At 67.9% G+C, this 10,709-nt stretch carries 8 protein-coding genes, 1 tRNA gene and 1 rRNA gene; 4 read left to right on the top strand and 6 right to left on the bottom strand.

What is annotated here, in order from left to right; all coding sequences use genetic code 11:
• The first annotated feature begins 61 nt into the window (after positions 1–61).
• Both BARAN1_RS05570 and BARAN1_RS05565 read left to right on the top strand, forming a co-directional pair.
• Positions 62–1,628: ribosomal RNA gene (locus tag BARAN1_RS05570) — 16S ribosomal RNA — on the top strand.
• 183 nt (positions 1,629–1,811) lie between these two features.
• Positions 1,812–2,471, top strand: coding sequence for a Crp/Fnr family transcriptional regulator (locus tag BARAN1_RS05565; protein WP_122031563.1), 660 nt, complete (start codon positions 1,812–1,814; stop codon positions 2,469–2,471).
• 116 nt (positions 2,472–2,587) lie between these two features.
• On the opposite strand, the gene BARAN1_RS05560 is transcribed toward BARAN1_RS05565, so the two are convergent.
• Positions 2,588–3,604, bottom strand: coding sequence for a putative glycoside hydrolase (locus BARAN1_RS05560; protein ID WP_157959510.1), 1,017 nt, complete (start codon positions 3,602–3,604; stop codon positions 2,588–2,590).
• A gap of 96 nt (positions 3,605–3,700) precedes the next feature.
• Here BARAN1_RS05560 and BARAN1_RS05555 point away from each other — a divergent pair, with 96 nt between their 5' ends.
• Complete coding sequence (locus tag BARAN1_RS05555) at positions 3,701–4,453, top strand: HAD family hydrolase (RefSeq protein WP_122031800.1); 753 nt, start codon at positions 3,701–3,703, stop codon at positions 4,451–4,453.
• A gap of 23 nt (positions 4,454–4,476) precedes the next feature.
• On the opposite strand, the gene BARAN1_RS05550 is transcribed toward BARAN1_RS05555, so the two are convergent.
• Positions 4,477–4,553: transfer RNA gene (locus BARAN1_RS05550), tRNA-Ile, on the bottom strand.
• A gap of 145 nt (positions 4,554–4,698) precedes the next feature.
• Here BARAN1_RS05550 and BARAN1_RS05545 point away from each other — a divergent pair.
• Positions 4,699–5,121 carry a cyclic nucleotide-binding domain-containing protein gene (locus tag BARAN1_RS05545; protein ID WP_122031561.1) on the top strand — a complete coding sequence of 141 codons (423 nt, stop codon included), beginning with the start codon at positions 4,699–4,701 and terminating at the stop codon, positions 5,119–5,121.
• 34 nt (positions 5,122–5,155) lie between these two features.
• Here BARAN1_RS05545 and BARAN1_RS06795 read toward each other — a convergent pair whose 3' ends face one another.
• From BARAN1_RS06795 to recG, 4 genes are all read right to left on the bottom strand, one after another.
• Positions 5,156–5,290 carry a hypothetical protein gene (locus BARAN1_RS06795; protein WP_269460762.1) on the bottom strand — a complete coding sequence of 45 codons (135 nt, stop codon included), beginning with the start codon at positions 5,288–5,290 and terminating at the stop codon, positions 5,156–5,158.
• Between the two features lie 980 nt (positions 5,291–6,270).
• On the bottom strand, positions 6,271–7,458 hold the full coding sequence (gene tgt / locus BARAN1_RS05535; RefSeq protein WP_122031559.1) for a tRNA guanosine(34) transglycosylase Tgt: 1,188 nt from the start codon (positions 7,456–7,458) through the stop codon (positions 6,271–6,273).
• 2 nt (positions 7,459–7,460) lie between these two features.
• Positions 7,461–8,354 carry a queuosine salvage family protein gene (locus tag BARAN1_RS05530; protein ID WP_162297757.1) on the bottom strand — a complete coding sequence of 298 codons (894 nt, stop codon included), beginning with the start codon at positions 8,352–8,354 and terminating at the stop codon, positions 7,461–7,463.
• Between the two features lie 60 nt (positions 8,355–8,414).
• Positions 8,415–10,682 carry an ATP-dependent DNA helicase RecG gene (recG, locus tag BARAN1_RS05525; protein WP_122031557.1) on the bottom strand — a complete coding sequence of 756 codons (2,268 nt, stop codon included), beginning with the start codon at positions 10,680–10,682 and terminating at the stop codon, positions 8,415–8,417.
• Between the last annotated feature and the right edge of the window lie 27 nt (positions 10,683–10,709).

Raw genomic sequence — 10,709 nt, 5'->3', positions numbered from 1 at the left:
GACTGGTCTTTGACAAGTGGACAGGGAGAGACGGGAATCCTATCGTGGACCCTTGAGGCTAAATTGAGAGGGTATGATCCCGGCTCAGGGTGAACGCTAGCGGCGCGCCTAACACATGCAAGTCGTGCGATCGGCTTGCCGAAGCCGCAAGGCCGAGGCGAGTACGGAGCGGCAAACGGGTGAGTAACACGTAGCCAACCTGCCTCCGCGACGGGGACAACCCTCCGAAAGGGGGGCTAATATCCGATGGTCTTCTTGGGGCGGAAGCTCTGAGAAGTAAAGGCACTTCGGTGCCACGCGGAGAGGGGGCTGCGGCCCATCAGCTAGACGGCGGGGTAACGGCCCACCGTGGCAACGACGGGTAGGGGGCCTGAGAGGGTGGCCCCCCACATGGGGACTGAGACACGGCTCCGACTCCTACGGGAGGCAGCAGTGGGGAATCTTGGGCAATGGGCGAAAGCCTGACCCAGCGACGCCGCGTGCGGGACGAAGCCCTTCGGGGTGTAAACCGCTTTTCCAGGGGAAGAATAAGGTGGGGAGGGAATGCCTCACCGATGACGGTACCCTGGGAATAAGCCACGGCTAACTACGTGCCAGCAGCCGCGGTAAGACGTAGGTGGCGAGCGTTACCCGGATTCACTGGGCGTAAAGGGCGCGTAGGCGGTTTGGCAAGTCGCCTGTGAAAGCCCCCGGCTCAACTGGGGGAGGTCGGGCGAAACTGTCAGGCTGGAGGACGGCAGAGGAAGGTGGAACGACCGGAGTAGCGGTGGAATGCGTAGATACCGGTCGGTATCCCGATGGCGAAGGCAACCTTCTGGGTCGTTCCTGACGCTGAGGCGCGAAAGCGTGGGGAGCAAACCGGATTAGATACCCGGGTAGTCCACGCCCTAAACGATGTGGGCTAGGTGTCGGGCGAGCAGTCGCTTGGTGCCGCAGCTAACGCGTTAAGCCCACCGCCTGGGTAGTACGGCCGCAAGGCTAAAACTCAAGGGAATTGACGGGGCCCCGCACAAGCGGTGGAGCATGTGGTTCAATTCGATGCAAACCGAAGAACCTTACCCGGGCTTGACATGCTGGTGGTACCGACCCGAAAGGGAAGGGACCCATGGCCTTCGGGCGCTTGGGAACCAGCACAGGTGCTGCATGGCTGTCGTCAGCTCGTGTCGTGGGATGTTGGGTTAAGTCCTGAAACGAGCGCAACCCCTGCCGCCCGTTGCCAACGGACCCTTCGGGGTGCCGGGGACTCAGGCGGGACTGCCGGCGAATAGCCGGAGGAAGGAGGGGATGATGTCAAGTCCTCATGGCCCTTATGTCCGGGGCTACACACATGCTACAGTGCCCAGCACAATGGGTCGCCAACCCGCAAGGGGGAGCCAATCCCATCAAAACTGGGCATGGTTCGGATTGCAGGCTGCAACCTGCCTGCATGAAGCCGGAATCGCTAGTAATCGCGGGTCAGCCACACCGCGGTGAATACGTACTCGGGGCTTGTACACACCGCCCGTCACGCCAACCGAGTGGGGGGTACCTGAAGTCGTCCGATGAGGGCGCCGAGGGTGTCCTTCATGAGAGGGGCGAAGTCGTAACAAGGTAGCGGTACGGGAACGTGCAGCTGGATCACCTCCTTTCTAGGGAGTAACTTTGGTAACACCCAGTCTTCCCGCCCGATAGGGCCCGTCGTCCCCCTGTTCACAGCACATCCGCGCGTCCCACGATGGACGCGCTTCTTCCTTGGGGAGTCCGAGGAGTCCCTTCCAAGGCACCCCGATTCCTTCCGTTCCCTTCCCCCCCTAGGGTAGGCTGGCGTCACTATGGAAACCACCCAAACGAGGAACCTTCTCACACGGGATGACCCCATCTGGACCACAGGGGATCGGCTGCGGGTGCTGGCCCGTGAGACCGTGTACCACCCGGGGACCCCCAGTACTGCGATGTACCTCGTCGAGGAGGGGCGGGTGAAGCTTTCCTACCTTCATCCATCGGGGAAGCGGATCACGCTTGCCCTCCGGGGCCCGGGCGAGGTGTTTGGGCAGATGGCCATCGTGGGGGAGAAGCGGCGCCGCCATCATGCCGAGGCGCTCGAGGATACCGAGCTCGTCCGCGTCGAGAAGGATGCCTTCCTCCTCGCGGCCCGGCAGCGGCCGGAGGTGTACTCCGCCCTGTTGGGGGTGTTCGGGCTGTGGGTGCAAGAACTCGAGGAGATCGTGGAGGACCTCGCATTCCGCGATATCCAGACCCGGCTATCGCGGCAGCTTCTCCGCCTGTCGAACGAATACGGGGTGAAGACCAAGAGCGGGATCATGATCGGGTTCCGCCTGACCCACCGCGACCTCGCGGAGATGATCGGGTCGGCGCGGGAGAATACGACCGTGGTCCTGAACAGGTTCGAACGGGAGGGGATCCTCGACAAGCGCCGCTACCAGATCGTGATCAAGGACCTGGAGGGGCTGAAGGAGAAGTGCCAGTCCTAATGGAGTGGGATCCACGGTGGTATGAGGCGGCCCACGGGGCCGCCTTCCTCTTCGTGTCCGGGCTCCTCGCGGCCCACCTGAGGGCCGTCGGGTCAGGCTCCAAGTTCGTCGCGACGCTACCCTTGCCGGCCCGCCAAGGCCTGCCATAGTGCCGTGTAGTCCGCCCGCGGGTTCCAGAAGAGGTAGCCGTCTGCCCCTCCCTCCTCCGCGGCGCGGATCTGGGCGGAGATGTAGTCCGCCATGCTCATCCCGCCCGGGATCGCCATCTCGAACGCCTGGAGGTAGGGGCGGATGGGGGTCGTGGTGCGCGCTGTGCTGTCGACGAGCGCTTGGAGGACCGTCCCATACGGATCGTCCTTGAACGCGCGCTCCACGTAGTGGGACGGGTAGAGCATGGGGGAGACACTGTCCACCCAACGCGCCATCCCCTCGAGGTGTTGCCCGATCGGATCGCTGCGATGGGCGTTCCAGGGGAACGTCACTCGCCCGTACACGTCCACCGATAGCGGCAGATCCAGACGGGAGCGGGCCTGGGCGAGGAACGCCTCCACCGCCTGACAGCGGGGGGAGTAGTCGGGGCCGATCGGCCCATCGTCCGGGAATCGGATGTAGTCAAATTGGATCTCATCGAACCCCGCTTTCACGACTTCGGCGGCGAGGTCCAGGTTATAGGCGGTCGCCGCTGCGACGGTGGGCAGGACCCACGGTGCGGTGGTGAGGCCGAGGTGGCGTGCGAGGAACGGGTCGTAGAACACCACCTGGCGGGCGATCGCGTACATCCCCCGGGCGTGGACCGTCCGAACGAGGGCCGGGAGGTCGAGGAGCGGCTTCACTGCCCCACACTGGCGGGCGAGGGCCACCTGGGACGGATAGCACACCTCACCGTGGTTGTTCTTCACGTCCACGACGACTGTGTTGAGCCCGTACTGGGCCAGCTTGTCGAGGACCTCGTCCAAGAACCCGACCTGGCTCGCGGCATAGGCGGTGAGGTACACGCCCCGGCGGCCGTGGAGCGAGGCTGTCGGAGGAGCGGGGGAGCTGAGCACAGCCGGTGCTGGGGCCTGTCCCCACCAGTGGAGCGCTACCAACCCGATGATCAGGGCGAGGAACGCGGCTTTGAAGTGGTTCGTCATGGGGCGGCTCAGCCTAGCCGGTGCCGCCCGCCGCGGTAGGGACCCAGGTCCTGGGGACGGCAGAACTTGACCCTCCGCCCGGGGTACCATTCGCCCATGTCCGTGCATTTCGTGGTTTCCGGCCGTCCGTGTTCCGCATCGGGGTTTCTGTTCGACAAGGATGGGACCCTACTCACCTTCGATCACTGGCGGGCGGTGATGGCAGAGCGAGCACGACGGATCGCGGCGGCCCTTAGGTTGACTGAGCTCGAGCACGCCGCGCTGCGGCGGTTCATGGGGCTTGACCCGGCGCGGCCCGAGGACGCGACCGGGGGCCTCATCCCCGTTCCCCGCGCCGACGCCGAGGAGGCGACCGCCCTCTACCTCGCCAAGGACGGGAAAGGGGAACGGGCGAAGATGCGATCCCTGGTGGCGCGGGCGTTCCGCGAGGTGGATGAAGCGTTCCCCTTTGAGCGCTACCTCCGTCCCACCCCCGGGGCGGAAGAGGGGCTGCGGGCGATCCGACGGGCGGGAGGTCGCACGGCGATCGTCACCCACGACGCAGGTGCGGCGGCACAGCACCACCTGGCGGCGTTGGGATGGGCGGAGCTTCTCGACGCGGTGATCGGGCTCGAGATGTGTGCGGAGCGCAAGCCGAGCCCGGAACCCCTCCTCACCGCCTGCCGCGCCCTCCGTCTCGCCCCGGGGGAGACGGTGATGGTGGGGGACACGGCGAGCGACCTCGCGGCCGGGCGCGCTGCGGGGTGCCAGCTTACGGTGGGTGTGCTGACCGGACTGGGGAAGGAGGAGGACCTGGCGCCCGTTGCCGATGCCGTTCTGCCCGATCTGACGGCGGTGGAGTTCCTGTGAAGTGGCGCCCCGCTCACCGCCTCTGGTGGGCCCGCCTGGACTCGAACCAGGGACCTCGCGCTTATCAGGCGCGCGCTCTAACCACCTGAGCCACGGACCCCAACGAGCCCATCTTAGCCGCGCCCCTCTGCGCCCTCAACCGCGCGTTCCTGTCCCCACAGCAGTTCCTCCCCGGGACCCGTGCTCTGGTTGTGCGAAGGAACCGGAAGCGCTACCATCCTTCCACACTGGATAGGAGGAATCCGATGGCCAAGAACGCGATCGAGCTACTCAAGGATGTCCCGTTGTTCTCGTCCTTCAGCGAGAAACATCTCCAGGCGGTGGTGCGGACGGCGAAGGAGATGGAGTTCCCGCCCGGGACGGCGATCGTGAGGGAAGGGGACCGAAGCAAGGTCGGATTCTTCCTCATCCTGGACGGACAGGTCGAGGTGCGCAAGGGAACAAAGGTCCTGTCCCGCCTCGGCGCGGGCCAGTTCTTCGGGGAGATGGCGGTGCTCGATGGCCAGCCGCGGTCGGCCGACGTCGTCGCCGTGACGCCGACGAAGTGCCTCGTCCTCGCCAGTTGGGACATCAAGGCGCTCATCACGACCTACCCCGACATCGCCCTCGAGCTGATCAGCGAGCTCACCCGCCGGCTGCGCCAGACGAGCATGGCCCTCTCCGAGTAGCAGGAGCCCCGCGCGAGGGGTCACGCCGGGCCCCTCAGGGGCGCGATGTTCCCTCGGTTGAGAGCGAGACGAGGTTCAGCTGGTGCTCGCGCATCACCCGCCCATCCTCCTCCCAGATTTCGGGGAACCCGTACCTCTCTGACTCCACCTCCACAATCCAGGTCCGCATCTTGACTCCCAGATCGTACAAGGCATCGAACGATCCCCCCCACGACGGTCATCGTGAGTCCGTACTGGTGAAAGGTGGGACGGCTGTGGGTTCTCGACATGGGTGACCCGGTAGGTCCAGGTGTCCTGCCCGCCATGCTCCCGTTGTTGGCTATAGCGATTGAACCAAGGGCTATTAATGTCCCTAGCATAGACAGCACAACTCGCATCGCGCACTTCCGCAGCGTGTTCCTTCATTCATCGGTTTCGTCCTCGCTTGGCACGGCGAGGGCCGCAGTCCGGAGTTCCTCCAGCTCAACTGCGCCTTCGGGTACCCAGTGGATCACGTCCCTCGCGGTCCAGAATCACGTACGGGGAGTGGCGCGGAGGGCGATCCTGCGTACCAACTCTCCCGCGTCCGCACGACCCTCAGCCCCATCTGGTACAACACGGCTTGGTCGTCCATCGGGGGGATTCACCAGCGTGCGCGCGACGCCCCACGAGAGCGCGGCTCCCAGGTGCTGCTGCGGCCCCTCGCGCGGCGCGGTTGCCAGCTCCTCAACGCCACGGTTGTCCCCGGTGAACGGCCAGTCGAGTCGGACCAGGGGGCACCCGTTGAGGAGGAACACCACGGTCGGTGCCCGCCGCAAGTCGCAGTCCGGCCTAGGACGCCGTGGCCTCCCGCTCCCTCGTTCGCCATGGTCCGACGAGGAGGGGATGGACTTCAGGGTGAGCACCATGGGCCTTCCCGAGCCAACGGATCGCGTCTTCGTAAGCCGGACAGCCGGGGGGACAACCACGAACAGGAGAGCCCACCGCCCCCGGGCGAGATCGGTGGGAGCGATGTTCGATCCCTCAGCCGCGGCGGTGGACTCGGGGGACAGGGGGAAGCTGAGGCTGGTCAGAAGTGCGGCGAGGATCGTCATCGGTCCCCCATGGTTGGCCGATCCAGTCTTACCTTCGAGTGCGCGCGAGCGTCGCGCCAACCGGGCGGCGATGGGATTAGGGATTCAGGACGGAGCTTGAGGCGGGCCGGCCCTCGGCGAGCGCCGTCCGCACCCGGTCCAGAAAGCGGACCATGAACCGCACGTTGTGAAGGGTGGCGAGGCGGTAGTAGGAGAGCTCGCCCGTCTGAACGAGGTGCCGCAGGAACGCCCGCGGGTACTGGGCGCAGGTCGGGCAGTCGCAGCCCTCCTCGACGGGCCGGTCGTCCCGGGCGAACCGGGCGTTCTTGATCGCGATCCGGAACCCGTCCTCGGCCAGCGTGAGGAGGACCCCGTTCCGGGCGAGCCGCGTCGGGGCAGCGCAGTCGAACGTGTCCACACCGCGGTCCACCGCAGCGAGGATGTCCTCCACTCCCCCGATCCCGAGGAGGTGCCGGGGCCGATCCTCGGGGAGCTCGGCGACCGTCCACTCGATCACGCGCAGCATGTCAGCCTTCGACCGACCCAGCGATCCGCCGATCGCGACCCCGGGGAACCCCAGTGCCGCGATCGTCCGCGCTGAGGCCCGTCGCAGCTCCTCGTACGCCCCGCCCTGGACGATCCCCCACAGAACCTGGCCTGGGTTCGGCCCGAGACCCTTCGTTTTCGCGAACGCGGCGAGCGCCCGCTCCGCCCAGCGATGGGTGCGGTCCATCGCCGCCCGGGTGTAGGCGTGGTCGTGGAACGGGGATGTGCACTCATCCAGCGGGAGGATCACGTCTGCCCCGAGCAGGCGCTCGAGGCGGACCACCTCCTCTGGGGAGAAGAACACACGGGAACCGTCGACCACGGATCGGAAGTGGGCTCCCTCCTCGGTGAGGGCCACGAGGGACTCCCCCTCACGCTTCGCCGGGGCATCGCCGGGGAACATCGTCGCGAGCTTCCCCACCCCGTGGACCTTCCCTGCCCCGAGGCTGAACACCTGGAACCCGCCGGAGTCCGTGACCCACGGGCCCGTCCAGCCGGTGAACCCGTGGAGCCCGCCGAGGGAGGCGATCGTCTCCGCCCCCGGCCGGAGGGAGAGGTGGTACGTGTTCCCGATCAGGGCCTCGACCCCCAGGCCGCGGAGGTCATCCGCCCCGAGGGCCTTCACCGTGCCCCGGGTGGCCACGGACACGAACGCCGGGGTGCGGATCGTCCCGTGCGGGGTCGCGAGCTCCCCCAGCCGGGCTGCGGATCCCGTCGCGCGGGCGAGGACTCTGAACATGGTCAGTAGAACGGGGTCAGGACGCGGGGGTGGGGAATGGGCAGCCGGTCCTGGGCTAGGTTCCACAGCATCCAATCCACTTCGCACGGGAGGACGCTCCTCCCGCCGGCGCGGAGGGTGGAGGTGAGCTCCTCGACGGCCATGACCGTCGCCGCCCGCAGCTCCACCTCCTCGGGGGATCCCGCGGCGAGTGGGATGAGGCGGCGAATCCGCCCGGCGAGCGTGGGGTGGAGGACGAGTGCCCCGTGGGCCGCGAGGAGCTGGGGGAGCTTGTAGTCGGCGAACGCCGTCAGCCAACCGAGGTCGCGGAGCGCGCCCGGGCCCTCTCCCCCAAACGTCCCCGCGAGGTCGGCGCACAGGATCTGGGCCCGCTTGTGGAAGAGCACTTCCCGGCCGCGGTACAGGGCCGCGTCGCGGAACAAGGGAAGATGGGCGGTGACGAGCTCCACGAGCCGCCGACACGAGCCCTGGGCCCGGGCGAAGAACCCCTGGGCTGACCCGAACCGGAAGAGGGCCTCCCCTACCTCCTGGAGCGCCCGGACCCGCCAGGGGAGGAGGGGGATCTCCCCAAGGGCGTCCCTGACTCGGTCCCTACCGATGCGACGGAGGGCCGCGGGGGCGAAGAACGACGGGTCAGCTTCCGCAACCTGGCGCAACGCATAGGCGAGGGCGAAGTAGCCGGTCAGCCTTCCCCCGCCTGGCCCGGGCACGGACCACTTCTCCCCCGTGGCCGGCGAGGGGGGCCAGAAGCAGAAGTTGAGCGCGTCGAGGGCCAGGAGGTACCGCAGGGTGAGTTCCTCCTCGCCGCGGAAGTGGTACCGACCCTCCCACCCGACAGGCGGCACATCCCGGAGCTTGGTGGCGAGGGCCGCAATCCCGTCGAAATCCGCGCGCACCCATCGCGCCGCGCGCATGATCCATTGCGACCCCGCTCGCACTGGGTTTTCCATCGCTTGCTACACCCCGAGGAGGGAGAGGGATTCCCCGAACCTGCGCGTGGCCTCGCGGCCCAGTTCCGGGGGGATCCCCTCCTTCGCCAGGCGCAGCGCCTCCTCCCGGGCCCTCTCCAGAAGCGGAAGGTCGCGCGTAAGATCCGTTGCCCGGAGCTGGGACACGAACCCGGACTGCTCCGTGCCGAGGAGGTCCCCGGGACCGCGGATGCGGAGATCGGCCTCCGCGATCTTGAACCCGTCCGTGAGGTCGCGAAACGCCGCCAGCCGCTGGCGCGCCTCGTCGGTCGTCGGGTCGCCGATCGCATAGCACACGGCGGGCTGACCCTTGCGCCCGATGCGGCCCCGCAGCTGGTGCAGCTGGGCGAGCCCGAATCGGTCGGCGTGCTCGATCACGAGGAACGACGCATCGGGGACATCGAGCCCGACCTCGACCACGGTCGTCGCCACGAGGAGCTGGACCTCCCCCGCCCGGAACGCCGCCATCGCCGCCCGCTTGTCCTCGGACGGCATCTGGCCGTGGAGGAGGGCGACCCCGTGTTCGGGGAACCGCGCGCGCAGCTCCTCGTATCCCTCCGAGGCCGCCCGCAGGTCGAGCTCCTCCGACTCCGCGACGAGGGGGAACACCACGTACCCCTTCTCCCCCCGCAAAAGCCAGTCCGCCACGTCCCGGTAAGCATCCTCCCGCCGTGACTCCGACAGCCACACCGTGCGCACGGCCCCGCGCGAGCTCGGCATCTCGTCGAGCACGGACACCGCGAACTCGCCGTACAGGGTGAGGACCACCGTGCGCGGGATTGGGGTCGCCGACATGACGAGGATGTTCGTGCCCCTCCCCTTCGCTTCCAGCGCCGCCCGTTGGACGACCCCGAACCGGTGCTGCTCATCCACCACCGCCAGGGCGAGATCGCGGAACACCACGTCCTCCTCGATCAGGGCGTGGGTGCCCACAACCAAGTCCACCTCCCCGTCCGCGATCGCCCGGAGGAGCTCGCGTCGCTCCTTGCGCCCCAACCCGCCGGAGAGGTACCCCACCCGCACCGGGAGGTCCCGCATGAGGTCCTGCACCACGAGGTGGTGCTGCTCGGCGAGGATCTCCGTGGGGGCCATCACCGCCGCCTGGGCTCCCGCCGAGACGGCCATCAGGCACGCGGCAGCGGCGACCACGGTCTTCCCCGACCCGACGTCGCCCTGGAGGAGGCGAAGCATCGGCTGTGGGGAACGGAGGTCCTGTTCGATCGCGTGCACAGCCCGCTGCTGGGATGGGGTGAGGGCGAACGGGAGCCCGTTCACGAACCGGCCGAGGAGCGTCCGGTCCGGGGCGAGGCTCCGTCCCCCGCTGGGGACGGGAGCGCGGCGCTGAGCGATCCCCAGCTGGAGGAGGAGGAGCTCCTCGAACGCCAGGGCCCGCCGGGCGGCCTCGAAGTCGGGGGGGTCTGCGGGGGCGTGGATTCGGGAGATCGCGTCGCGCCGCGTGGGGAGGCCGAAGCGATCCCGGATCTCCTTCGGCACCACGTCGTCCACCTGCCCCCCGAACCGGTGGAGGGCATGGCGGATCAGGTTCTGGAGGATGGGCTGGGTGAGGCCCTCCGTGGTCGGGTAGATCGGGACCCAGCGCCCGGTCTGGAGGCCCGTCCCCTCTTCCTCCCACACCGGGTTCTCCAGCTGCATCTCCCCGTACCGCAGTTGGGCTTTGCCGTACAGGGCGTACCGCCCGTCTTGGACGATCTGGTCCCAGATCCAGGGCTGGTTGAACCAGATCGCGAACAGGAGCCCCGTGCCATCGTCGAGGGCGACCTTGACCAGTTCGAGCCCCCGCCGGACCTTCACCCGTGACTTGGCGCGCACCGCCCCCCGGACGAGCACGACCTCGCCGTCCCGTACTTGGGCGATCGAGCGAAGCTGGGAGCGGTCCTCCAAGCGGCGGGGGAAAAACGTGAGCAGGTCCTCCACGGTGCGGATCCCGAGCCGGCCGAGGAGCTCGGCCCGTTTCTTGCCCACCCCGGGCAGGCGGGAGACGGGGATCGCGGACAGGGGTTCCCGGGGATGGGGGGTCGCCAGCCAGAGCTCGAGCGCGGTGACCGCCTGCGCCCGGGACTCCGGGTCACGGCCGGCATAGCCTGACACGAGGTGGGATGCCTCAGGGACGTGGCGGGCGATGAAGCCCTCCAGCCCCCCCACGACGGCCGTGTCGGCGAACGCTTTCTCCCGTTCCAGAGCGAGCACCTTCTCTACCACCGCGCGCTGGGCTTTCCCCCGGTCCGTTGTCGGCATGATCGGATCCTCCTATACTAAAGGACC

It is taken from the genome of Candidatus Bipolaricaulis anaerobius (genome assembly GCF_900465355.1).
Classification (GTDB): domain Bacteria; phylum Bipolaricaulota; class Bipolaricaulia; order Bipolaricaulales; family Bipolaricaulaceae; genus Bipolaricaulis; species Bipolaricaulis anaerobius.
This window is presented reverse-complemented; position numbering and strand designations above follow the sequence as displayed.